Source organism: Methanoregula sp., assembly GCF_052325125.1.
Lineage (GTDB): Archaea > Halobacteriota > Methanomicrobia > Methanomicrobiales > Methanospirillaceae > Methanoregula.
The window spans coordinates 1-23,395 of record NZ_JBKQWO010000022.1 but is presented as its reverse complement, the minus strand read 5'-3'; the positions used below and the strand labels follow the sequence as shown (position 1 = coordinate 23,395).

The 23,395-nt window shown below is 55.6% G+C and carries 24 protein-coding genes, 2 tRNA genes and 2 rRNA genes; 16 read left to right on the top strand and 12 right to left on the bottom strand.

Annotated elements, in window-relative coordinates; translation table 11 throughout:
• Position 1 precedes the first annotated feature (1 nt).
• From ACLQMU_RS05465 to ACLQMU_RS05455, 3 genes are all read right to left on the bottom strand, one after another.
• Positions 2 to 1,144 (bottom strand): hypothetical protein, encoded by a 1,143-nt coding sequence (locus ACLQMU_RS05465; RefSeq protein WP_422148451.1) that lies wholly within the window; start codon positions 1,142 to 1,144, stop codon positions 2 to 4.
• Between the two features lie 69 nt (positions 1,145 to 1,213).
• Entirely contained in the window at positions 1,214 to 1,483 is a 270-nt protein-coding gene (locus ACLQMU_RS05460; RefSeq protein WP_422148450.1) for a hypothetical protein, read from the bottom strand.
• 5 nt (positions 1,484 to 1,488) lie between these two features.
• The gene (locus ACLQMU_RS05455) at positions 1,489 to 2,631 is read right to left on the bottom strand and encodes a glycosyltransferase family protein (RefSeq protein ID WP_422148449.1); all 1,143 of its coding nucleotides are present in this window, start codon (positions 2,629 to 2,631) and stop codon (positions 1,489 to 1,491) included.
• 231 nt (positions 2,632 to 2,862) lie between these two features.
• Between ACLQMU_RS05455 and msrA the strand changes: the two genes are divergently transcribed.
• Positions 2,863 to 3,345 carry a peptide-methionine (S)-S-oxide reductase MsrA gene (msrA, locus tag ACLQMU_RS05450; RefSeq protein ID WP_422148448.1) on the top strand — a complete coding sequence of 161 codons (483 nt, stop codon included), beginning with the start codon at positions 2,863 to 2,865 and terminating at the stop codon, positions 3,343 to 3,345.
• Between the two features lie 402 nt (positions 3,346 to 3,747).
• Entirely contained in the window at positions 3,748 to 4,011 is a 264-nt protein-coding gene (locus tag ACLQMU_RS05445; protein WP_422148447.1) for a hypothetical protein, read from the top strand.
• Positions 4,012 to 4,407: 396 nt separating this feature from the next.
• Here the strand turns inward: ACLQMU_RS05445 and ACLQMU_RS05440 are convergent.
• Positions 4,408 to 4,481 (bottom strand) — tRNA-Val (locus tag ACLQMU_RS05440).
• A gap of 170 nt (positions 4,482 to 4,651) precedes the next feature.
• Between ACLQMU_RS05440 and ACLQMU_RS05435 the strand changes: the two genes are divergently transcribed.
• A complete protein-coding gene (locus tag ACLQMU_RS05435) occupies positions 4,652 to 4,981 on the top strand; it encodes a DUF4389 domain-containing protein (protein ID WP_422148446.1) in 330 nt (109 codons plus the stop codon).
• Between the two features lie 419 nt (positions 4,982 to 5,400).
• On the opposite strand, the gene serA is transcribed toward ACLQMU_RS05435, so the two are convergent.
• Complete coding sequence (gene serA / locus ACLQMU_RS05430; protein WP_422148445.1) at positions 5,401 to 7,005, bottom strand: phosphoglycerate dehydrogenase; 1,605 nt, start codon at positions 7,003 to 7,005, stop codon at positions 5,401 to 5,403.
• Between the two features lie 145 nt (positions 7,006 to 7,150).
• On the opposite strand from serA, the gene ppsA reads away from it, so the two are divergent.
• The 6 genes from ppsA (at position 7,151) to ACLQMU_RS05400 (ending at position 12,919) form a co-directional block, all read left to right on the top strand.
• Positions 7,151 to 9,439 carry a phosphoenolpyruvate synthase gene (gene ppsA, locus ACLQMU_RS05425; RefSeq protein WP_422148494.1) on the top strand — a complete coding sequence of 763 codons (2,289 nt, stop codon included), beginning with the start codon at positions 7,151 to 7,153 and terminating at the stop codon, positions 9,437 to 9,439.
• A complete protein-coding gene (gene mfnA, locus ACLQMU_RS05420; protein WP_422148444.1) occupies positions 9,429 to 10,526 on the top strand; it encodes a tyrosine decarboxylase MfnA in 1,098 nt (365 codons plus the stop codon). The genes ppsA and mfnA overlap by 11 nt, the downstream gene beginning before the upstream one ends.
• Positions 10,519 to 11,067 (top strand): hypoxanthine/guanine phosphoribosyltransferase, encoded by a 549-nt coding sequence (hpt, locus tag ACLQMU_RS05415; protein ID WP_422148443.1) that lies wholly within the window; start codon positions 10,519 to 10,521, stop codon positions 11,065 to 11,067. Before mfnA ends, hpt begins: the two co-directional genes overlap by 8 nt.
• On the top strand, positions 11,045 to 12,004 hold the full coding sequence (dph2, locus tag ACLQMU_RS05410; RefSeq protein ID WP_422148442.1) for a diphthamide biosynthesis enzyme Dph2: 960 nt from the start codon (positions 11,045 to 11,047) through the stop codon (positions 12,002 to 12,004). The genes hpt and dph2 overlap by 23 nt, the downstream gene beginning before the upstream one ends.
• Entirely contained in the window at positions 12,001 to 12,624 is a 624-nt protein-coding gene (locus ACLQMU_RS05405; RefSeq protein WP_422148441.1) for an METTL5 family protein, read from the top strand. Before dph2 ends, ACLQMU_RS05405 begins: the two co-directional genes overlap by 4 nt.
• Before the next feature lie 115 nt (positions 12,625 to 12,739).
• Positions 12,740 to 12,919: a hypothetical protein gene (locus ACLQMU_RS05400; RefSeq protein ID WP_422148440.1), complete on the top strand. Its 180-nt coding sequence runs from the start codon at positions 12,740 to 12,742 to the stop codon at positions 12,917 to 12,919.
• 91 nt (positions 12,920 to 13,010) lie between these two features.
• On the opposite strand, the gene ACLQMU_RS05395 is transcribed toward ACLQMU_RS05400, so the two are convergent.
• A complete protein-coding gene (locus ACLQMU_RS05395; RefSeq protein WP_422148439.1) occupies positions 13,011 to 13,754 on the bottom strand; it encodes a TylF/MycF/NovP-related O-methyltransferase in 744 nt (247 codons plus the stop codon).
• A 306-nt stretch (positions 13,755 to 14,060) separates the two neighbouring features.
• Positions 14,061 to 14,516 carry a hypothetical protein gene (locus tag ACLQMU_RS05390; protein ID WP_422148438.1) on the bottom strand — a complete coding sequence of 152 codons (456 nt, stop codon included), beginning with the start codon at positions 14,514 to 14,516 and terminating at the stop codon, positions 14,061 to 14,063.
• A 146-nt stretch (positions 14,517 to 14,662) separates the two neighbouring features.
• Here ACLQMU_RS05390 and ACLQMU_RS05385 point away from each other — a divergent pair, with 146 nt between their 5' ends.
• On the top strand, positions 14,663 to 15,976 hold the full coding sequence (locus ACLQMU_RS05385; RefSeq protein WP_422148437.1) for an MFS transporter: 1,314 nt from the start codon (positions 14,663 to 14,665) through the stop codon (positions 15,974 to 15,976).
• Between the two features lie 20 nt (positions 15,977 to 15,996).
• On the opposite strand, the gene ACLQMU_RS05380 is transcribed toward ACLQMU_RS05385, so the two are convergent.
• The gene (locus tag ACLQMU_RS05380) at positions 15,997 to 16,659 is read right to left on the bottom strand and encodes a hypothetical protein (protein WP_422148436.1); all 663 of its coding nucleotides are present in this window, start codon (positions 16,657 to 16,659) and stop codon (positions 15,997 to 15,999) included.
• Between the two features lie 163 nt (positions 16,660 to 16,822).
• Between ACLQMU_RS05380 and ACLQMU_RS05375 the strand changes: the two genes are divergently transcribed.
• From ACLQMU_RS05375 to ACLQMU_RS05360, 4 genes are all read left to right on the top strand, one after another.
• Positions 16,823 to 17,461 (top strand): DUF2115 domain-containing protein, encoded by a 639-nt coding sequence (locus tag ACLQMU_RS05375; protein ID WP_422148435.1) that lies wholly within the window; start codon positions 16,823 to 16,825, stop codon positions 17,459 to 17,461.
• 111 nt (positions 17,462 to 17,572) lie between these two features.
• Entirely contained in the window at positions 17,573 to 18,019 is a 447-nt protein-coding gene (locus tag ACLQMU_RS05370) for a hypothetical protein (protein ID WP_422148434.1), read from the top strand.
• The gene (locus tag ACLQMU_RS05365; protein ID WP_422148433.1) at positions 18,016 to 18,453 is read left to right on the top strand and encodes a hypothetical protein; all 438 of its coding nucleotides are present in this window, start codon (positions 18,016 to 18,018) and stop codon (positions 18,451 to 18,453) included. The genes ACLQMU_RS05370 and ACLQMU_RS05365 overlap by 4 nt, the downstream gene beginning before the upstream one ends.
• A 122-nt stretch (positions 18,454 to 18,575) precedes the next feature.
• Positions 18,576 to 19,865, top strand: a complete 1,290-nt coding sequence (locus ACLQMU_RS05360; protein WP_443673598.1) for a hypothetical protein — start codon at positions 18,576 to 18,578, stop codon at positions 19,863 to 19,865.
• A 182-nt stretch (positions 19,866 to 20,047) separates the two neighbouring features.
• On the opposite strand, the gene ACLQMU_RS05355 is transcribed toward ACLQMU_RS05360, so the two are convergent.
• On the bottom strand, positions 20,048 to 20,875 hold the full coding sequence (locus tag ACLQMU_RS05355) for an SDR family oxidoreductase (RefSeq protein ID WP_424040259.1): 828 nt from the start codon (positions 20,873 to 20,875) through the stop codon (positions 20,048 to 20,050).
• A gap of 234 nt (positions 20,876 to 21,109) precedes the next feature.
• On the opposite strand from ACLQMU_RS05355, the gene ACLQMU_RS05350 reads away from it, so the two are divergent.
• A complete protein-coding gene (locus ACLQMU_RS05350; RefSeq protein ID WP_424040261.1) occupies positions 21,110 to 21,997 on the top strand; it encodes an alpha/beta fold hydrolase in 888 nt (295 codons plus the stop codon).
• Positions 21,998 to 22,311: 314 nt separating this feature from the next.
• Complete coding sequence (locus tag ACLQMU_RS05345) at positions 22,312 to 22,695, top strand: class II SORL domain-containing protein (protein ID WP_422150511.1); 384 nt, start codon at positions 22,312 to 22,314, stop codon at positions 22,693 to 22,695.
• Between the two features lie 189 nt (positions 22,696 to 22,884).
• Here ACLQMU_RS05345 and rrf read toward each other — a convergent pair.
• From rrf to ACLQMU_RS05330, 3 genes are all read right to left on the bottom strand, one after another.
• Positions 22,885 to 23,006, bottom strand: a 5S ribosomal RNA gene (gene rrf, locus ACLQMU_RS05340).
• 94 nt (positions 23,007 to 23,100) lie between these two features.
• Positions 23,101 to 23,172 (bottom strand) — tRNA-Cys (locus tag ACLQMU_RS05335).
• An 84-nt stretch (positions 23,173 to 23,256) separates the two neighbouring features.
• Positions 23,257 to 23,395: ribosomal RNA gene (locus tag ACLQMU_RS05330) — 23S ribosomal RNA — on the bottom strand; the annotation flags it as partial.

Here is a 23,395-nt window from a genome sequence, read left to right as displayed (position 1 = left end):
ATCAGAATGAAAAGAGCGTCCGCTGCGTGCGCATCTCGGGAATGAGCGTGCTGTGTTGCTGCCATGAGTCAAACCCGATCCGGGCGGATGCTGCGGCCACGGCAGCGTCCAGCGATTCGTAGCTGGCCGGCGGGGATGCCATTGCCTTTCGGGCCGCCTCCCGGATCACCCATGTCCCGAGCGGCGCCCAGTATTCGCCGGATATGTGACGCAGCACAATCACCCGTGCCGACCGCCGGATGCTTTTAAGGTATTCGCACATGGCGAGCCGGGCCGAGTAATATGCACCTGATATCGGCGAGTATCCCTGTTTTTTGGCCCCTTCCCGGTCCTGCACAATCGCTTCCGAATCCCCGGCCCAGAGCGTCTGTTTTCCCCAGATCTCGATCATCTCGTACCGCCAGTCCCCCGGTGCAAGAATACAGACGATCCGGTTTCCGAAAATCTCCCCCGCGAAGACCCGGTATTCTTCAAGAGGGGAAAAACGCGCAATCTCTTTTTTTAATGCCACGGAAAGAGCGTCGTCGACCACGGTGATTGCCCAGCGGGTGGGAACAAAATGCCGGTGTCGCCCGAGAAGCCCGGATGTCATGAGTTTGATGATCCCATAGACGTCGCTTCCGCCCCGGAACAGTTCGACGCAGGCTTCGGTTGCACCGATATCCGTATCCGATGTGATACGGTCCACGATCGCTTCGACGTGTGCGCTGCCCACGACATCCAGGTGCCGGACCTCCCCCGAGAGCCCCACGGGCGCGACCGTCCCGTCAAAAGTCATCGCAAAGGTGACGGGGCGGGCAAACATAACATCCACATCGATGGGTTTTGACGAGAGTGCAATCTCCTGCAGGTCACCGGTGAACTGCCGGGCAGGCGATCGCCCCCGGATAGTCCGGGCCCGGATGCCCACGATATCCCCAATCCCGAGATTGCGTGCCAGCCAGTCAGGAGGATGATCGCTGTCATCAATCAGCAGAGGGCCACCCTGGACATCCGGGTACCCGAAGCTGCCGACAAAAACTGACGGAGAGCTACCCTGATAACTGGCAGAGGGCTTCACTTCAGCCTGTGCAAGGAACCTGCTTGTGATGGGACACCGTGGCAGGCCGCATAACCCTTTCCCCTTGCACCGGATGCATTGCATCAGGCCCTCCCTGCAGATCCCGTACCAAAATCCCCGTTTCCCGGCTGTCGAACAGGGATGAAAGAATCATCAGTGCAGGACACTGGTAACCTTGACAATATGGCTCCCATCATCGCAGAACGAGATCCTCCAGCCTGCATCAAACCGTGCCCCGCACTCCGGGCAGATCAGGATCACCCGGTAGAGATCCCTGGTGGATTTCACCGGGCTCTCTTTGCCGTTCTTCCCGGCGTTTACGCTGATAAAAGAGGTATGGAACCCGTATTCGTACCCGCAGGCCGGACAGATGTGCAGTTCCTCACCCGTCTTTATCGACGTAATCTCCGCAGAAATACCCATATTCTTCACTGCTCACCGGTAGGGAGAGAGAAAGTCTTAACCTTTCCTTTTGCTGCATGCAGGGCGACTGCCTCGATAATCTCCGCTGCATTCTTCCTGCCGTTTACCGCCGCATGCTCCCGGTCAAATTTTCGGGAGGGCAGCGACAGCGTCTCGGCAATCTTTTGTTCGAGAATCTCCCTGTTAACGGTCCGGCCGTCAACTGCCGTACCTGCACCCATATCGACGATCCTCTTTGCGTTGTTCTGCTGTTCGGGGTGACCCGGGTCAACGATGATAAGAACCGGCTTTGAGAATATCAGCGCTTCGTGCAGGGTAGTCAGTCCGCCATGGACGATAGCGATCCGCGCCTCGGCGAGATGTTCATAGAGGTTGGGCACATACCCATGGGACAGATAATTGTCGGAGGATTCGGGAAGGACGGCACCGGTATAGAATACATCAAAAATGAGATCCTTTCTCTCATCGGCAATCGTCCGAAGCAGCCGGTAGAGCGGGAGCTTGTAGGGTTCCCCCCCGAAGCTGGTAAAGATCGTTTTCTGCCCGAAGTGGTACCGGGAGAGATCAACGTCAAGGAACGGCCCGGTGAAGTGATAGTGCTGGCGTTCCCGCTCCGGGATCAGGAGATTGTATTCGCTCACGGTCTCCGGGGGCGGGTAATCGGGGATGATGACCGTATCGGCCAGTCGCAGGTATCGCCGGATGAGAAAGTTGAGGGTCTCCCAGACAGGGTTCTTCCGGCCCCCGGGTCCGCTGAACCGGTTCTGGTTGGTGATAAAGACCACTGGCACATTCCGAACCCGCGCCGCAAGGACACCACCGTACATCGTGTCGCAGACCACGCAGTCGATCCGTTGCTCCCTGATCAAACGGCGGACACGCAACGCTGAGCGGATCATGTTAAGGGCGATCCATCTCGAGCACCAGAGTGTCTTTTTTAAGGAGAAAAACCCGTTTTCCCCTTCCAGGCAGACCTCGCGCTGCCCCAAAAAGACGGTGACACACCCATGGTCGTGGAAAAAATCATAGGATTTCCCGTATGCCAGATAACTGACCGAATGCCCGTGCTGCTCCAGGTAATGGCCGAGATGAATACACCGGGAGGAGTGCCCCAGCCCTTCGCCGCACACAACAAACAGTATCCGCATTTTCTTATTTCCTCACAGATCAGGTGCATGCCGCGATGGCATTAACGCCGTTCACGTGACTATGGACGCCCCGGCCGGCGGGAAGATCCTGCCTCACCCACCGGCTCATGCATATCGCAAAGGATTGTGTGTCGTTATCGATTATGATGGTTACCGTCGCTTAAGGGGATCCGTACCTCCACAAGTCTTAACAGGTATGCGAAAAAAAGGATCTCTCCGGAAGAGTCTGGTATGGCTGAGGTTCAGACCGCAACATTCGGGGCCGGCTGTTTCTGGGGTGTCGAAGCCGCATTCCGTAAGGTACCTGGCGTTATATCCACAGAAGTGGGATATGCAGGGGGAAATACGAAAAATCCCCGGTACGAGGAGGTATGTACCGGACGGACGGGACATGCTGAGGCAGTACGGCTCCTGTACGATCCTGATGTGGTCACGTACAGGGAGTTGCTCGCCACCTTCTGGTCGATCCACGATCCAACACAGAAAAACCGGCAGGGGCCGGATATCGGGACAAATTATCGTTCGGTCATCTTTTACCATACTCCTGACCAGAAGCAGATTGCCGCCCAGTCAAAGGAGGAACTCGAACGTTCCGGCCGGTTTAAAAGACCGGTTGTCACTGAGATTGTCCCTGCCATGGAGTTCTGGCGGGCCGAGGAGTATCACCAGCAATACCACGAGAAGCATGGCGGGGCAGGATGCCGCCTCATATGAACAGATTCGCAAAGCACACATACTATCGGTAACGCTCGTAAACAGTCAATGGATCATACTAGTGTAAGGTATACAACGATCACAGGGGAGACCGGACGGCCCCTTGAATGAACCACCTCTCTTCAGCCTCAAGAGCGTATCACATGAATATGAATGATGCGATGATGAACGGGAAGCACAAGGCAGCCGGTGCTACAGAGAACTTCTGTTACCGGGGAGATAGAGCGTAATATCCCCGTATAACCCGGGCCTGAGCCGGCAGGAGGATAAGGACTGTTATGGAGGTGACGGGGCTCAAGAGAGTACGGCCTCATAATTGCTCCTGTTTTCAAAGCTTGCGTTTCCGGTCAGCCGTAGACAAAACCGGAAAACAGATATTCCCGGAGATACTCATCCGGATCCATGGATCTTGCTGCCATTATCCAGATGATCGCCATCCTGCTCGAATGCGCGGTCGTCGTTATCGCCGTGCTGATCGCGACCCGGAACAACAAAACATACGGCTGGCTTATCGCGATAACCTTCGCGCTCTTTGCCCTTTTTGACATCGTCCGCATCTTCATCCCGTATGATTTCCCCCTTCTTTATTCGCTGATACTGTTTGTTGCCTGCGCCTCGATGCTGTACGCAGTGTGGCTGATGTATAACGAAACCCGGAAAAGCTGACAGGAAACCTCTGCAGGGATCCCACAAAAACAAAAGAAAATACCCCGACCAGAATCCGTTAAGGAGCACTGCAATCCCGGTTTCTGGAAAAATTTTGTAAAAAATAGCTCTGGTGAAACCCATGGTTTCCAACAAATGGTAAAAAACACATAGTGACGGAGGGAACAGTACCTCTCCCCCCAGAACCGTCCCTGCGCAGTGAGATAATGCTGCATTACTTTCTGAAGAATTATCGCACTGGTATCGCACCGGGGGTTCCCCAAGGGTGTGGGAGCGAAAGGCAACATGTGGCGATGCCTTAAAAGAGGGATCAAGTGAAACTGTCTGATGATTTCTCCAAAGCCCGATAAACCGCCTCTACGCACAAAGAACAGGATCTTAAAAGAAGCATCGGTATGGGCCCGCTGAGATTCGAACTCAGGATCTCCGCCATGTCAAGGCGACGTCATAGCCAACTAGACCACGAGCCCGCGAAGGGATGATGCTCTATAACATCTGTCATCCTATTATTAAAAAATAGTGCACCCGTGCCACGAACCATTCCTCACCAGGAAACTGATTTGCCCCCTATACTGCAAAAATAATTTCATTCTACGTTTGATTTATCAACCCCGGCTTCAAAGAAGGAATCTGGTATATCATGACCGATGGAACAAACCCCGCCCCAACCCAGCTCTTCACCTACGTGCACGATGCAAGCCGTCTTGAGCTGCTCATCCGCATTGTCTACTGGATCCTGATTGGAATCGTTGTCTGGGTCTATGGGATCATCACCTTCATCTGCCTGTTCATCCAGTGGTTTCACATCCTGATCCTTGGCAGCCGGCACGAAGGTCTCTCCAACTTCGCCAAAGGCTACCTGGAGTATCTTGTCCATGTGATGAATTACGTCTACATCATAAACGATAAGCGCCCCAACATCCTGCCGGTGACCGTCAGGATCTTTGAAGAGGAAATACAGACTCCCTAATCCCGTTCACCCACCAGGAGCTGGTACGAACGTGAGTGTGTTCTCCTCTGTACAGCCATGCGTACTGTTTCCGGCCCGGGTCCTTTTTTTCGAACTAAAACGTTAAAACTCCGGATTTTTTCCGGTTCGAAAGATTGTGTCGGCCCGGGAGATCCGGTTTTTTTACATAAATCCGGAACCGCCGGAAAACTTACGACGGAACAAGGGAACGCGAGTAAGTTGTACAGCCGATTATCGGATAATTATCCGATAATCGGATGATGAACTGACACCATTTTTTCGCGCTGAAAATTTTTTTGCCCGTAATTTTTCCGGCATGAAGCCTGTTAGTCCTCCACGTTTCCGGCAATGGGAATGATTTCCCGGACCATGGCTTGTGTTCCATCTGCAGGGTTTCGGCAAGACAAAAAAGGGAAATATCAGATCTTCTTTGAAGAGATCTTGGCAAACGTCGCAGAGAAGATGCCCGGCATCGAGCGGATCTCTTTCATTACATCCTCTGGTACCTCGCTGTCCACGTTCAGGACCATGAGCGCCTCTTCACCGGGATTGATCCGGCCGACCTGCATTCCGGCAATATTGATGTTGCACTTCCCAAGGATCGTAGATGCCCTCCCGATCACGCCCGGCTTGTCCAGGTGCCGCGAGACAATCACGTATCCCTCCGGGATCAGGTCCATCGTGTACTTATCGACCGATACGATCCGGCTGCGGCCCTTCACGAATACCGTGCCGCTGACCGTCTCCTCGGTCTTGTCGGTCTTTACCCGGATCGTGATCAGGTTCTTAAATCCGTGGGCTTCCTCGGTCACTGTCTCGCTCATCGCGATCCCGCGCTCCTTTGCGACAAACTCGGCGTTGACAATATTGACCGGCGTCTGGAGGATCGGGTCGAGCAGGCCCTTTAAAACGAGCCGGGTCACAAACTTCATGCTTCCCGCGTAGGCAGAGAGCTCCCCGCCATAGATGCACTCGACCGATGCGAGCCGCCCTTCAACGGTCTGGATCGCAAAGCGCCCCATCTTCTCCGCAAGCCCGGCGAATGGTTCGAGCACCTCGGCCTGCTCGGTCGGGACGATCGGTGCGTTTACCACGTACTTTGCGGAGCCGCCATTGAGGACTTCGATGCACTGCTTTGCCACCGAGATCGCCACGTTCTTCTGCGCCTCGACCGTGCTCGCGCCGAGATGAGGGGTCACGATCACATTGTCAAGCGAGAGAAACGGGGACTCGAGCGGCGGCTCGTTCTCAAACACATCAAGCGCTGCGCCGGCAACCTTTCCGCCCCTGATCGCGTCACAGAGCGCAGCTTCGTCGATGATTCCGCCGCGGGCGCAGTTGATGATCCGCACGCCGTCTTTCATCGTTGCGATACTTTTCGCGTTGATGACGTGCTTCGTCTCCTTGATCAGCGGCGTGTGCACGGTGATCACGTCAGCAACCCGGAAGAGTTCCTCAAGGGACATGACCCTGACGCCGAGCTGGGCGGCACGCTCCTTGGAGATGAACGGGTCGTAGGCAACGCATTTCATATCCATGGCGTTTGCCCTTTTTGCCACCTCGCGGCCGATCCGGCCAAAACCGACGATCCCGAGCGTCTTCTCGTTGAGCTCGACACCCATGAACTTCGAGCGTTTCCATTCCTTCTTTTTCAGGCTCGCATTCGCTTGGGGAATGTTTCGTGCGAGCGAGAGCATCATCGCCATCGTGTGCTCGGTTGCTGCAAGGGTGTTTCCCTCGGGTGCATTCGCCACGATAACACCCCGCCGGGTTGCCGCATCGACATCCACATTATCCACGCCGACACCGGCACGACCGATAAACCTGAGCCTCTTTCCGGCCTCGATCACTTTTGCGGTGACCTCGGTGCCGCTTCGCACGATCAGGGCATCGTACTCGCCGATAACCCCGCAGAGCTCATCCTCCTTAAGATCTGTTTTGACGTCAACCGTACACGCCTCTTTGAGGATCGCAAGCCCTTCTTCCGCCAGTGGATCGCTGACGAGCACTCTCGCTTTTGCCATAAAAACCCATACAATATCTGCGCAATACCTAATCAGGGTTATTCTTGGTTCCGGTAAAAAGGGGCCGCAGCGATACCCCCGGAGGATGCACCGGCAGATGATAATACTTAAACAGGGGGGAGGTGAGATCATAAGTGGTGCGAGCATGAAAGATGTGCCCAATATACTATGGCTCGAAGAGATCAGGAAGGAGGATATCTCGTCGGTCGGCGGCAAGGGAGCGTCCCTTGGTGAGATGGCTTCGATCGGCCTTCCGGTGCCCCCGGCATTTGTGGTCACCGCCCAGGCGTTCCGGAGATTTCTTGTCGAGACCGGCCTTGACCAGAAGATCTTCAAGGTCTCTGAAAATATTGACGTGGAGAATAATGCAGCTCTCGAAAAGGCTGCCGAGACCATCAAGGCACTGGTGATAAAGGCAAAGATGCCGTCAGCGATAAAGGATGACGTCAAAGCTTCGTACAAAAAGATGGCGACAAAAGACCTGATCGTGGCCGTGCGATCGAGTGCCACTGCTGAAGACCTTCCCGATGCAAGTTTTGCGGGCCAGCAGGAGACTTATCTCAATATCAGGGGCGAGGCGGCGCTCCTTTCGGCAGTCCAGAACTGCTGGGCCTCGCTTTACGGCGCACGGGCGATCTATTACCGGGCAAAGCAGGGATTTGAGGAAAGCACGGTCAATATCGCGGTCGTCGTCCAGCAGCTGGTGCATTCGGAAAAGGCAGGTGTTATGTTCACCTCCCACCCGATCAGCGGCGAGCCGCTCACCATTATCGAGGGCTCGTGGGGTCTGGGCGAGGCGGTCGTATCCGGCTCGGTCTCTCCGGACCACTACATCTTCGACCAGCGGACGGAGTCAATCGGAGAAAAGACAATCGCAAACAAGAAGGTCGAGATCATTCCTGACGGGTCCCACGGTACGAAAATGGTTGCCGTTGATGCGGCACGGCAGGATGCGCAGGTACTTTCCGACGCGGAGGTCGCAAAGCTGGCGATGTACGGCAAGATCGCCGAGAACCATTACGGGATTCCGCAGGACGTTGAATGGGGCATTGTTACCGGGACGATCTATATCCTCCAGTCCCGGCCGATTACAACCATCGGGAAGAAAGAGGCAAAGGGCATGTCTGGACAGAACAAGGATGCAAAAATTCTCTTAAAAGGCCAGGGAGCGGCGCCGGGTATCGCGACCGGTAAAGTGGTCATCATCCGGGATGCAAAGGACACGGGTGCAGTAAAAGAGGGCGATATCCTCGTCACCCGCATGACCAATCCCGACATGGTGCCGGCGATGAGAAAAGTTGCCGCCATCGTAACGGATGAAGGAGGTATGACGTGCCACGCGGCCATCGTGAGCAGGGAACTGGGCACCCCTGCGGTGGTCGGGACAAAGACGGGGACCCAGCAGCTTAAAAACGGGCAGCTCGTCACCGTGGACGGCGAGATGGGACTTGTCTACGAAGGTGCAGTTGGCGGCATGGCACAGGCAAAGGCAGGCGCAGCCGTACCGGCGGCACCTGGAGGCGGCGCACCGATCATCACGGCGACAAGCGTGAAAGTGAATGTCTCGATTCCCGAGGCTGCAGCCCGGGCTGCGGCAACCGGCGCTGATGGTGTCGGCCTCCTCCGGATCGAGCACCTGATCCTCGGCCTCAACAAGACACCCGGCTGGTTCATCGCAAACCACAAAGAGGAGGAGTTCGTAAAAGAGCTCTACGATGGCATAAAAATCGTGCTTGATGCATTCCCGGGGAAGACCGTCTGGGTGCGTACGCTCGATGCCCCGACCGACGAATTCCGGAACATGCAGGGCGGCGAGAGCGAGCCCCTCGAACACAACCCGATGCTCGGCTGGCGCGGCATCCGGCGCGACCTCCAGAGCCCCGACCAGTTCCGGCTCCAGGTCGAAGCGTTCAAGCGCCTCTGGAAGGCAGGGTACGAACACCTCGGCGTTATGTTCCCGATGGTGTCCCATCCCGACCAGTTCATAAAAGCAAAGGAGATGATGCGGGGCTGGGGTGTCGATGTGGAGAACGTGACGCTCGGGATCATGATCGAGATCCCCGCAAGCGCGATCATGATCGAGGACTTCCTCAGGGCCGGCATCAAATTCGCCTCTTTTGGGACAAATGACCTCATCCAGTATACGATCGCTATTGACCGGAACAACGAGAATGTGGCCGATATGTACCAGCCCCAGCACCCGGCGGTCCTTTCCCTGATCCACAACTCAATACAGCAATGCCGGGCCTATGGCGTGGAATGCTCAATCTGCGGACAGGCAGGTTCAGACCCGAAGATGGCGATCTGGCTTGTGGAACACGGGATCACCAGCATCTCTGCAAACATCGATGCCATTGCAAAGATCCGCGAAGCGGTCGCGAAGACCGAGAAACGCATCATCCTTGAAGCTGCGAGAAACCGCGATGCTGAGTAGAGGACTCACAGAAGCCGACCTCTTCTCTTTTTTATCCTCCAGGAAGAGGGAGAATATCGATCACCGGTATATCTTAAGCTCCATGTGCACGCTCCCGCACCCTGTCGCCGTTATGGCACACTGCATGTTCATGGAAACCAACCTCGGCGACCCCGGACTTTTTCCCGGTACGGCGTCGCTGGAGCGGCTGCTCATAGAACGCTTCGGCACGCTTTTCCACCATAAAGAGGCCGGCGGATATGCAACCTCAGGTGGCACCGAGTCCAACATCCAGGCGCTCCGGCTCGCAAAATCTCTCCGGCATTCAACCCATCCGAATGTGGTCGTCCCGGAATCCGCCCATTTCTCGTTCAAGAAGGCCTGCGACATTCTCTGCCTTGAAATGCGCACCGTACCGCCCGGCCCTGACCGCCGAATGTCAGCAGATGCAGCAGCGGGACTGGTGGACAAAAATACTATCTGCATGGTCGGTGTCGCCGGCACCACCGAGTACGGGATGGTCGACCCCATCACAGAGCTTGCGAAGATCGCGTGCCAGCACGACATCTTCCTGCACGTTGACGCAGCATTTGGCGGTATGGTGATCCCGTTCCTGGATAAACCCATCCCCTTTGATTTTGCCCTGCCCGGCGTGACCTCTATTGCCGTCGACCCGCACAAGATGGGCATGAGCACCATCCCGGCTGGCTGCCTGCTCACCCGGGAACCGGACATGCTTGACGCGCTCAACATCGACACTCCGTACCTCACGGTGAAAAAAGAGTACACACTCGCAGGCACCCGTCCGGGGGCACCGGTGGCGGGAGCTCTTGCCGTACTCGACTATCTCGGCGTTGTGGGAATGAAGGCAGTCGTTGCCGGCTGCATGAAGAACACAAAGCGGCTCATCGCTGGCATGGGAACGCTCGGCATCGAGCCGGCCGCCACGCCGGACGTGAACGTGACGACGTTCGTCTGCGATCGGGCCCCTGATCCCTGGAAGGTCTCCTGGACCAGGAATGGCCACCTGCGGATAGTCTGCATGCCGCACGTGCACCGCGACCGTATCGAGGCATTTCTAAACGATTTTGGTGATATGCATGCTTGACAGACTGGTAGAATCCCTTGAAACCTGCCCGATGGTGAAACGGGGCGAGTACAACTACTTTATCCACCCCATCACCGACGGGGTCCCGCTTGTTGAACCCGCACTGCTCCGCGACGTGTGCAGCGCGATGATAAAGGTGCTCGACTTAAACGGTGTCGACAAGATCGTGGTCGTCGAAGCGATGGGCATCCACATCGGTTCGGTGCTCTCGGTGATGACCGACATCCCCATGACGATCATGCGCAAGCGGGTGTACAATCTTCCCGGAGAGGTAGCGGTCCACCAGAAGACCGGCTACTCGAAAGGGGAACTGTACCTCAACGGAGTGTATAATGGCGACCGGGTCGTGATCATCGATGATGTGGTGAGCACGGGAGGCACCATGCGGGCGCTCCTTGCCGCGCTGGAGATTGCAGGTGCGGAGATTAAAGACGTCTGCATCGTGATCCAGCGGGGCGATCCCGATATCGGGCGGCCGTACAAGTCGCTCGTGAAGATCGATGTCACCGACCGGGTGCATGTGGTTGAGCGACATATCTGACCTTGCCGGTAAACTCCGTAAGCGCGGTGCACACCGGATCGCCCTCCAGTTCCCTGAAGGGCTCAAGCGGCAGGCTGCGACCATCTCTACCGGCCTGATAGCCGAAGGGTTCGAGGTAATCATCAGCGGCGATCCCTGTTTCGGTGCCTGCGATCTCGCGCTCGATATCGTGACCTGCGGTGACGCCGATGTGCTCGTGCATTTCGGGCACGCACCTGTCGATGACAGGGAACACGTCATCTTCGAGCCGTGGACGGTGGATTTCGACCCGGCTGTCCTTGAAAAGGCCCTGCCCCTCCTTAAACAAAAGACGATCGGCCTTGTCACCACAGTCCAGCATGCCCCGCTCATTCCGGCGATGGAATCGCTTCTTGCGTCTCACGGCTATATTGTCAGGGTTGCAGATGGCACCGGGCGCGCTCCGCTCCGGGGGCAGGTACTCGGGTGCAGTTTTGCCGCCGCAAAATCGAACGGAACTGACGAGATCCTGTTTGTCGGGACCGGTGTTTTCCACCCGATCGGCATCGCCCTTGCCACAAAGGCCCGGGTGATCGCGCTCGATCCACTTTCAGGCACTGCACAGGAAGTCAGCGCCAGCGCCGATGCGCTCCTGCGCCGGCGCTTTGCGGTGATGGAAAAAGCCCGGGGGGCGCAGCACATCGGTATTATCGTAAGCACGAAAAGCGGCCAGCAGCGTCGGGCACTTGCAGAGCGGCTCGCCGCACTTTCGCCCGGGGCAGTCATTATCACCATGCGCGAGGTGAGCCCGGACGAACTGCTTAACCTCGGGTTCGACTGCTACGTGAACACGGCGTGTCCCCGTCTTGCCTACGATGACCAGGTGAGGTTTGGAAAACCCGTCCTCTCCCCGCAGGAGTTCGAGATCCTTTGTGGCGTCCGGACCTGGGACGATTACACGATTGACGAGATCTCATGAAACTCAGGCAGCTGGAGATGGCACTGCAGCGCTGTGCCGGGTTTGAAAAACCACGTGCCGCGTGGGAGCAGTACCAGACACCGCCTTCCCTTGCAGCCCGGCTTCTCTATGATGCGTACATGAATGGTGATATTGAAGGAAACGTGGTCACGGATCTCGGGTGTGGGACCGGGATTCTTGCCATCGGAGCAGCCCTGCTCGGGGCCCTGACGGTACGGGCTGTCGATCTTGACCCGGCGGCCATCCATATTACCGGGGAGAACGCCATCCTGCTCGGTGTTAACGTGGATTGTATCGTGGCCGATATTTCCGGGAAAACCTCCGTCCTCGCCGAACAGATTGGCCCCTGCGATACCGTCATCATGAACCCGCCCTTTGGCGCCCAGAAGCAGAATGTGCATGCCGACCGGCCGTTCATCGACTGCGCCCTTGCAATCGCACCGGTCACCTATGGTATCTTCAATGCCGGCTCGTCGCCGTTTGTTGAGGCATACATCGCGGGAAGGGCCAGAATTGCCGGACGGGTCAGCGGAACGTTCCCCATAAAACGGTCGTTTGCCTTCCACACGAAAGAAGTTCAGGATATCGCCGTCGAGATCCTCAGGCTGGTGCGGAGCTGAACTTCTTTTGTAGTTCCTGCAAAAGAATGCATGACCTGTTTTGCCCTGAAATCTCCCCGGGCACCACCATTTATATGATGTGATTAAGAGAGATTATATCCGGAGATTCTAAATTATGGACAAGACAGGAATTGCGGCATTGATTGTGGGAATTGTACTGGTGGTGCTTGGCGGTTATGCAATCTGGGCGTTCCTGCCCAAAGTGATTGAAGCAATCGAGGGCCTGATTGGCATTGTAGTCCTCCTCGCCGGCCTGATGCTCATCATCTTCGGGATCCTGATATTCAAGGAATAATTTTTTTTTATTTTAGTTTGTTTCGCGGGACACTAATTAGCCGGTGGAACGGATCGCTCCCGGTTGGCCAAAAAAGTAAACGGATCTGGAGTTATACCTTCACGACGATGCACTGCGAGGCCGCAGTCTCGACCACGGGCTCGGGCTTGTCGGCGAAGTACTCATCCACTGCTTTTCGTACCCCTGGCGCCGTAAGATAGTCATGGGATACGATGACACCTCCCGCACTCATCCGGGGGTAGAAAAATTCGAGGCACTTCTTCGTGCTCTCGTAGGTATCAACATCGAGATTGACAAAAGAGAACCATTTGTCTTTCACCGGGTCCGATGTGTCGGGGAAGATACCCTTGTACATGAAAACGTTTTTCTCATGGGAAAGATAGGTCCTGACATGGTCATAGGAAGCAGCAAACTTTCCCTCGTAAAAGGGCCAGACCGCATCTACCTCGTCCACTCTGGGCAGGCCGGCAAACGTATCGAAGAGGTGAAGAACCCGGTCGCCCTTGGCCGAACAGATGATCTTGGCTGAACCGCCTTTGTAGACGCCGACTTCCGCAATGTCGCCGGGAACCTTCTCGGTGATCTTTGCGGCCATGTAGATCTGGTAGGCTTCGATATCTTCCAGGAGGAGGTCGGTATCGGAACGGATCTTCCTGAGTTCCGATGCGAACTGCTTGCGCTCCGCGCAGCCATAGTGTGAGAGTCGTCCCCGGTTCGCGATATCGTATCCCATAAACGGCTCAAAAACAGCCAGTTTCCTGAATTTTAACAGATATTTGCTTGGTGCTATCGTATCAAAATAGCAGATAAGATTTTTCTTGGGAAACAGACTCATATCCGGTTATTTTTGTCGTATTGGAATTTAAAGTGTTGAGATGCGCTGGCGATCGTCTTGTTTTCTTTGCGAAAACGGGTCGAATGGGAATGGGCGGGTCGCAGCGTCCGAAGAAATTATCATGGCGGCAGAGCAGGGGTAGCGATGAGGACACGTTCGGGATCGATACCGATGGCAGTCAGGAGCCCGGAGAGAGCAGGCCCGATAACAAATGGCCACACAAAATGGCGGGAATTTTTTATCGCAGGAAAAATCCTGCATATACGTAAACGGGAGGATAAAGTGCTACCGCTACTGGTGCGTGTTTTACCGGTTCTGCTCCTTTGACCGTTCAACCGGATCAACATCCACGTCGAACTCGTCCAGAAACGGCATCAGCCCCGTGATAAATGGTGTGGTTTTGCCGGTCGCGGGATCGCGCATTTCGCCGACTGCCGCTATCTCTATCATGAGGGGGAATGCCTCAAGAGTCCGGGCAAACGATGGGTCGTTCTCTTTTGTAAACCGGAGAAAACCTGCGATCGTGACATACGGGCGCTCGTACTCGGGTACATCCCGGAACTCTTCCTGAATCTCGGCGAGCGTGCGGGTAACAGCAAGGTCTTTTTCAAAAAAGAGGTAGATGCCGATCCCGTAATCACGGCCGATCGCGTCCAGATCGCGGATATCGATGATCCTGCCGCGCTCGATCCCGATCGATGCCAGTTTTTCAGGGAATGCAGTGCCCGGGAGTGCCTCCCAGGCAGCATCGGTATCGTTCATACAAAAGGGTGGGGTGCGGGGATTTGTATAGCTGATCCCCGGGACAAACCGCCCGTACCTGAATCGCGGTTACCCGGATAGGGATCAGATCGGACCCGGGGCGCATTTCAACAGGCATAATGGGGGAAAGAATCTACCGGTTGTACGTGAATACCCGTGGAAACCAGGAAATCGGGGCACTGACCCTCCGGAAAGTAAGCGTCCGGCTGCTGCCGTTTCTTATTCTTCTTTACGTGATCGCCTACCTGGATCGGGTGAACTTCGGCTTTGCAGCACTGGAGATGAACAGTGCGCTGGGGATTTCAAGCGAGGTCTTCGGCTTCCTGTCCGGGATATTTTTCATCGGTTACCTGCTTTTCGAACTGCCGAGCAACCTGATCCTCCAGAAGACAGGCGCCCGGATCTGGATCGCCCGCATCCTCATCAGCTGGGGGATCGTGGTGATTGTAACGGCGTTTGCCACCGATGCACTGCAGCTTGCCGTGCTCCGTTTTGTCCTCGGGGTTGCAGAAGCCGGGTTCTTCCCGGGCATCCTCCTGTACCTCACGTACTGGTTCCGCGGGCGGGAACTGGCAAAGGCAGTGGCTCTCCTGATGACCGCGCTTGCCATCTCCACGATCACCGGCGCCCCCATCTCGACGTGGATTCTCGATTCCGTCCATTGGTGGGGTATGGCCGGCTGGCGCTGGCTCTTTATCCTGGAAGGGTTGCCCGCGGTCATCCTCGGTATCGTCACATACTGGTACCTGTCCGACCGGCCTGAGGACGCCGGCTGGCTCAAACCGGAGGAACGGGACTGGCTGTCCGGTGAGATCAAAAAAGAGAACAACAGGCGGCAGAAACAGGGAAACCATACCGGCCTCGCATCGGTCATCACTGACCGGCGGGTCTGGCATCTCGCCTTCATCTACTGCATGCTCGTGATCGCCCTGTACGGGCTTGGGTTCTGGATGCCCCAGATCATCCGGTCGATGGACACAAGCCTGTCCAACACCTCGATTGGCCTGGTCATGGTGATCCCCTATGCATGTGCAGGCGTGGCGATGATCCTCTGGTCGCGGCACTCGGACCGGACAGGGGAGCGGCGCTGGCATACCGCCTTTCCGCCGCTCGTCGGGGGAATTGCCCTTGCAGGGTCAGGGATGGTCACCTCCCCGCTTGCGGCATTCCTTTTGATCATCATTGCCACCGTTGGCATATTCTGTGCATTCGGGCCGTTCTGGACGCTACCCTCCCTCTTCCTCGCAGAGCTCTCCGCCGCAGCCGGGATCGCTGTTATCAACTCTGTCGGCAATGCCGGCGGTTTTATCGGGCCGACTCTTATGGGATATCTGACACAGGCAACCGGTAGCACGAATGCCGGGCTGGTGGTGATGGGAATCTGCCTTGCGCTCGGCGGCGCCGGTGCAGCGGCGGTCAGTACCTGGCACCGGGCGGAAAAGGACCGGAACACTCAATGAAAATGGATTATCCGGCGGGATTAGTGCCGTGACCGGGCATATCCGTATACCGCGGCCGCAGCCACAAATGCAAAAAAACTGCCGGCAAAAAGAAAACCGTCGGATCGCGCCGGTGTTGTTGGCGCCACCGGTGACGCGGTGGACGGAACCGTCGGACTGGTTTCGTTCGCCGGAGACGGGGATAGGAGCGGCGCACTGACCGTAATGCTGCTTCCGGGGACCGGGGCCCCGCCATTATCGAGCTCGGTTACCTGAAGGACGGTCATGGTTGTCCCGGCACTGGCAGGCACTGTCCCGTTGATGGCCACAGTAAACGAGAGATCACTTGTCGTCGGGTACGACAGGAGATAACCGTTGACAAACGCGGCAGTGCCGGATGCCGACTGCTGTGCCGCAGGGATACCGTTGACGATAACCCGAATGTTCCACCAGGCATTCACGAGATCGGTCTGCATCTGGAGCGTATGGGACCGGGCGAACGTGGTAGCACCCGAAGGGATAATGGTGATCGTATTCACCGCGTGTTGCCCGCTGCCCGCGACGAGCGGGGGGGCTGGTGAGAAAGATTCGTTTGTTAATACCAGCGTCGCGGCCGCAGGTGAACCGATAAGGAGTGCTACTGATATGAGGATCAGGACGGCCGCTGCTCCTGCGGATGCAGGAGATCTTCCGGGAATTGGCATACCAATGAAAGATGTACCGCCGCTCATCGTTAAACTAGTGGTAGTGGGGGAATAAGACATGAGATTTTTGATGGCGCGAGACTGTCCTGTGCCGGATTCAGCATAATAATATGGTGCCGGCTCCCACGGTACCACAATTACTCCCATGCGGACGATGAACGTAATGACTGCCAGTGATATCACAACACCCCTGGCAAAAGAGGAGATTGCTGCTGTAGCACGCCGGCTTGCAACAGCAACAACAAAGGGCGATCTTCTCAGAATGCTGGCTGAAGAGGCCGGCCGGTACACCCTTGCCGATCTCCAGGTGATCGGTGGTCGTCTCTTCATGGAGGTGGCCGGTCTGCCCGAACCCTACCGCAGCCGGGTCCGCCCGTTCTTTTGCGAACAGCTCTTCGGGGCTCACCACCGGCTCCTCCTGATGTACCGGTCGGGCGCATTCCGGCAGGTGGGCGAGCCAATCCGGGATCGGGAAACGTTCGAAAAATTCTGCGCGATGATCCCGGAGGGCTGTTTTACCTGGGACGAACATGCAGAGAGGACGCCGTTCCATTACGCCCCGCAGCACCGGCTCTTCTATTACCTTATGGCCGCATTTACGATGTTTGTTCTCGATTCCCCGGGCCATCCGGTCGGCATGCCATTCCCGGGAGGCTTTGCGGTCGAGGACCGGAACGGGACGTTCTACTGCCTGATCCGGGACCGGGAAAAAGAGGTGTTTTTCTCCATCTGCAATTTCTGCCCGGCAAAGCAGAGCGAGGAGAATGCGCCGGTGAAAAACGCGGCCAATCCCTTCCGGTGAGGGGGAACGAAACCCAGAAGGGGGCGGGGCAGGACAGGTCACTTCCCCTCTGTAAGCTGCAATATGAGGAATTCCAAAAAATATATATTGTCAACATTACAATGTTGACTCGTGTTCCTGACAACGAACGACAAGCAGTTCGGGTTCTGGGCGATGCACAGGAGCGGGATGCCCAACATCGAGATTGCCAACCGGTTCGGCATCTCCCGCCAGGCGGTATCGCGGGCGCTCCTTCTGATGGACGGGAAGATCGAGGCCACACTGCGCGAGATGGCGCAGTCAAACCAGATCGCAATCGAAAAGATCAATGCCGGGCGCGGGGTCCTTATCGGGCGGTCGATCCCCTTCCAGACCGCTGCGATCATCTTTGTATCGGAGAAGCATGGCGTACAGGTCTGGTACGAGCACGATGGCGACTGCGGCACGTGCCAGAGGTACACCGAGTGTATCGAACTGCTCTGGGACTATGCGACCGAGCTTGGCATCAGGATCGCAAAGACTGCCGACCCGACGAAGATGGCGGAGGAACTTTTTACAAAAGTGAAGGCGATGGTATGATATCGACACGCGTATCGGATACTATTCATGAATGGCTGGGCTGGTGCCCGAACCACCCGGCAGCTTCCCCCTCGAAGGTGGATTCCAGGATTTATATCATTGCTGCAATCTGTGTTCTGGTTATTCTGGCAGCAGTCCCGCTTATCCTCTCCCCGGGAGTAAGCGCCGCAGGGGATATCAAGGGCAGGGTCATTGGCTGTAATGCTACGCCGGCCCAGGTAGAAAAGATCAATGAATTATGGGGCAAGAATATCTCGATTGGAGAGTATGACGAACAGATCTGCCCCCAATATCTCGTTGATATGCCGCCTGATCTTAAAGAAATACTCTACAAAAAGCAATACCAATGGGGGTCGGGACCGGGACCTTCAAACACAACGATAGAAAACCCCTCTCCAGAGGCAATGAATGTAACACAGGTTCCCGGATTATGATGCATTCCCTTACCCGTCCGGTAGTACCCAGTGGCCATCATCATCCTCGTTTGTTTTTATTAAACATTCATGAACGGGGAGGCAAAATCACGAATTGTACGAGGGAAAGTCCAATGAGGATCATGTCTGCTGGGCTGCTATCACTGGTCTTCCTGATCTCTGTATCGTCCGCTACCGGTGTGGCTTACCTGAACACCACTCTCATCCAGCCGGTTATATCGGATAATATTACTGAACTATCAACGAACTTTGTTTTTTCCGGTGACTATTTTTCCGGTGACTATATTCTCTGGGATAACATTGGCCCTGGCGGCGGGCTTTATCTCTATTCACTTAAGGATAATTCCACCCAACTCATAGCAACGTCATCCGGTGGAATGATAATGCCGGACGGGTACACGATGTCTGATGGTACTATTGTATGGTCAGACGACTCCGGCATACTGCATGAGTATACCATAGCCCCGGTTGAATCCCAAAATATTCCGGACGCGAACACAACCGGTTCGCAAAAGACTTATTCCTGGAATGGATTTTCTGGCATACAACGATGGGAGCCGTCAATGTATGGGGACCAGGTTGTCTGGTTCCAAGGATATCCTGAAGGAACTTACAGGCCTGCAGACATCGCATTTCTGAACACGACAACAGACGTGGTGACCCTTATCAGTGAATCGCCCACCGGAAAAAACGGACTGGTGATCAACGGCGACAATGTAATCTGGTGCGCGTATGATGAGAATGTCACTGATGCCGGCACACATAACAGCCTCTTCCTTCACAATCTCGTAACCGGAAAGGATACGGTTGTTTCTTCCGACACCGGTCTCAAAGGCCAGGCAGCACTTTCTGGCAACTATGTCGGGTGGACGGATTTTGGGGACCCGCTCGCGACGCCGCGGCCTCTCACGCAAGTTCATATTTACACGATATCCTCGGGAACCGCCCAGACAGTCCCTGCAACGACAATGAACCAGGATCTGGATTTTATCACCGGTGATTATGCGGTATATTCAGAATGTCCGGCGTACAACGAGGCCGACAAGGCCACCGGTGAGGAACCCTGTCAGGCAAAAATATTCGATATCCTGACCGGGAGTATCTGGCAACTTCCTCAGTCTCATAATGACCAGACGATCTTAGGGTATTCCAACGGCCTGTTTCTTGTTGAAGATACCAGGGACGAGGCTCCGGAATTATCTTTAGTCAGAGCAGAAAACCTGCCCCCTGCCGAAACAATAACGGCCACGCCGAATCCGGGTATGTCTGAAAAAAACGTGACTTCAATGGATAATAGCACCACTCCTTCTGTGCCTCCAACGCAGACCTCACCGGGATTTGAATTCCCCGTGATGATCATTGCACTCGTTATCATCGGAGGTGTTGCGGGGAAACTGGCAGCCCCCTCCTAGAAGAATCCGCATGATCCGCTATGCATACCTACAACGGATGACTGCTATTTCACCCCCCGCACAACAGTAACATGGCAGTACTGGGCAGCGCCCGGGATGAAATGTACCTCTTGGTGCATACGCACGTACGCGAGGACACGGAGATGACCGCGCGGGGATAATGCAGGCGAATGCCGACAGGATTACAGCTCATTCCGGCCCATCCCGGTCAGGGCCTCCGCCATCTTCCAGAGCCGCTCCTGCACGCCGCGGTCGTACGAAAGGTCGGAAGACCGGATCTGACGCCGGTTGTCGAAATACCTGCCCGATATACCGGCCACATCCGGAGAACGTGCGAGCCAGATCGACGTCTGCGCACCCTCTTCCGGCGTGATGGTGGCGATGCCGGGAGCTGCGGACCGGGAGAGCTTCGTATCGACAACTCCGGGGTGCAGGCAGTTGGCAGTAACGCTCGTCCCTACGAGATTCCGGGCAAGGGAGTAGGTAAACGCCACATCGGCAAACTTCGAGAGCGAGTAGGCGTCCCAGGCATCGTATGCCGGTTCTCCCGGCAGGTTGTCCCAGTCGATCCCGTCCACGTCCTCATGTGCGCTCGATGCGACGGTGACGATGCGGGCCGCGGAGCTCTTCCGGAGGAGGGGAAGCAGGAGGTGGGTGAGAAGAAAGGGGCCAAGGTAGTTCACGGCAAAGGTCATCTCGATTCCGTCCTCAGTCACGTGCCGGTTTTTCTGGAAGGTACCCGCGTCATTGATGAGAACGTCGAGTCGCGAATAGCGTGAGATGAGATCTGTGGCCATGCGCCGGATCTGATCGGGCCGGGAATAATCGGCGATGATCAGGTCGGGGCGACCACCCCCCGCCGTTTGTGCCAGTTCCCGCTGCACCTTTTTTCCTTTCTTTTCATTCCTGCCGTGGAGGATCACCTCGGCCCCCCCGGCCGCCAGTCCGACCGCGGTAGCTCTTCCGATACCGTCCGTTGAACCCGTGACAAGTATGAGCGGCTCTGCCATGATGCCGTATACCTGGTTCAACGAGAAGAATGTATCGGATACGGTAAAGCATTCCCGGGGGTCTTGTCCCTTTGGTCATCAGCCGGGAAGCCCTTGCGGGGCGGGTCACCGGCAGTATTTTTCGCAAGGATTCCGTGAGCTACCGCGGGTTCTTTCACAAACTGGAAATTGCGCATACCTATTTATTGAGAAATGTGCATGGGGCAATTTAATAAACCAAAGGAGATAGAAACGATGCCATTCATCACCGTCGGAAAGGAAAACTCAGGAGAGATAGATCTCTATTACGAGGATCACGGTTCGGGGACGCCGGTCGTCCTGATCCATGGCTGGCCGCTCTCAGGGGCTTCATGGGAGAGACAGGTACCCGCCCTGCTGGAAGCAGGATACCGGGTCATCACGTACGACCGGCGCGGATTCGGCCATTCCAGCAAACCGGCAAAAGGCTACGACTACGATACGCTGGCAAAGGACCTGGGCACGCTGATGACCACGCTCAACCTGAACGATGCCGTGCTGGTCGGATTTTCCATGGGGGGCGGCGAAGTTGCCCGTTATCTGGGCACGGTCGGTTCACAGCGCGTAAGCGGTGCAGTGTTCGTCTCCGCGGTCCCGCCATTCCTGTTAAAGACCGCCGACAACCCGGACGGTGTCGATGGCAGCGTTTTTGAAGGGATCATGCAGGGGATTATCGCAGACCGCCCAGCATTCCTCACGGCGTTTTTCAACAATTTTTACAACGTCGATATTTTCAGGAGCAAGCTCATCAGCGAGGAGGCCATCCGGCTTAGCTGGAATATCGCGGCCATGGCTTCAGCGAAAGGTACACTGGATTGCGTTTCGGCATGGCTTACGGATTTCCGGAACGATCTTAAGAAGATTGCCGTGCCGACGCTGGTCGTTCATGGGGATGCTGACCGGATCTGTCCTTTCGGGGTCACGGGAAAGCGCACCCACGAAGCTATCCCGGGAAGCAGGCTTGTGGTAGTGGAAGGAGGGCCTCACGGCCTGAACTGGACCCATGCCGGCGAGCTCAACCGGGCGCTGCTGGATTTTCTCAGAACGCTGCCGGCGCAGGAGAAGTCTGCAGGAGCGGAAACATCATCGAAAAAAATGCACTAATCTTTTTTGAGCCCTGTAAGATCCCGGGAAATTGAAATAACCTGTCTGCCCGTGTATCATGCCGGCAGGAACCTGACGATAACTCCCGGCGGGTACTGTAACAGCACTGACGGGAACATCAGTAAAAAAAAATTCGTAACGAATCGGACAGGGTATTCTTACCAGGGGATCCTTGCCACTTTCTGAGATTTTATATATATCTTCAGTTAAGGATAGCACGTGCTAAAAAGAGGCACAAAAAACCGGAACATGAGTCAGTGCCGGGTAGCAGACCGGACGCATTCATGTCCAGCCAGAAAATGGCAGGTGAATCCATGACAGGACAGCATTCATTTGGAAACCTGATTTATACCTATGATGCCGCAGCCGGGGAAGCGCTCGGTAAGCGGGAGAGCCACACGCCGAAAATTGAGGCCCCGGCTCAGGTAAAGCCTGATGAACTCTTCAGCCTGAAGGTAACCGTGGGACCGCACCCGAATACGGTCGAGCACTCGATCCGGTGGATCATGGTGATGTTCGAAGAGGAGGGCCGTGCCTTCAATCCGGTCTTCCTCGGCAAGGTATCCCTGAATCCGGTCACAACACAGCCGGAAGTAATCATAAGCGTGAAGCTGCCAAAGAGCGGCGTCATCCATGCCCTCGAGTACTGCAATCTCCACGGCCTGTGGACAGGGAAAAAGGAGATTAAAGTCCAATAATTTTTTTTTATCCGGTGAAAAGACTCACCGGTTCCTATCAGCGATGCTGCTGACAGGACAGGGTTTTAAGTATGTATCATTCAGGTCGTGAACCTGACGGTATCGCATTGTTTCGATAATGACAGAAGAGAATCGAGAGCATTCGCTCTTTGGTGTTGCATTACAAGAAGACCGTGTAAGAAGGAAAGGTGATAGCAGCTTGGTATGGTTCCCGGGGACTCGCGTACCTCAGTACAGCATACTACGTGAGTTGGCTTAACTGCTGGGTTCGGAATGAGACCAGGTGTTTCCCAACTGCTATGGCCGCTATCACCACATGTTTTGCTAATGTTTTTTGTTTGCAGCCGAAGAACGTAGATGCCCGTTCTTCGTCAGACCGGCATTCCATTGCTGGAACCCGGTCCAAGCCAAGGTCCGGATTTGAACCGGAGTGTAGTTGATCTGCAGTCAACCGCGTGGCCGCTCCGCCACCTTGGCGACCGTGTAGGATGATACCTTATCCTGTATGTCAGGATACGATATAAGGTTTGCACTCAGAATTTCGTCTGGGTTTAGCGTGGTGAGCACTAGTGTTTGGACGTTAGTACTTCCGGACTGAACACGTCGTTGCCTTCGTGCGTACATCCGAAGCCTATCAAACGGGTCTTTTACCCATGTCCTGTAACGAAGTCTCTTTTTAGGCCGGGTTTCAAGCTTAGAT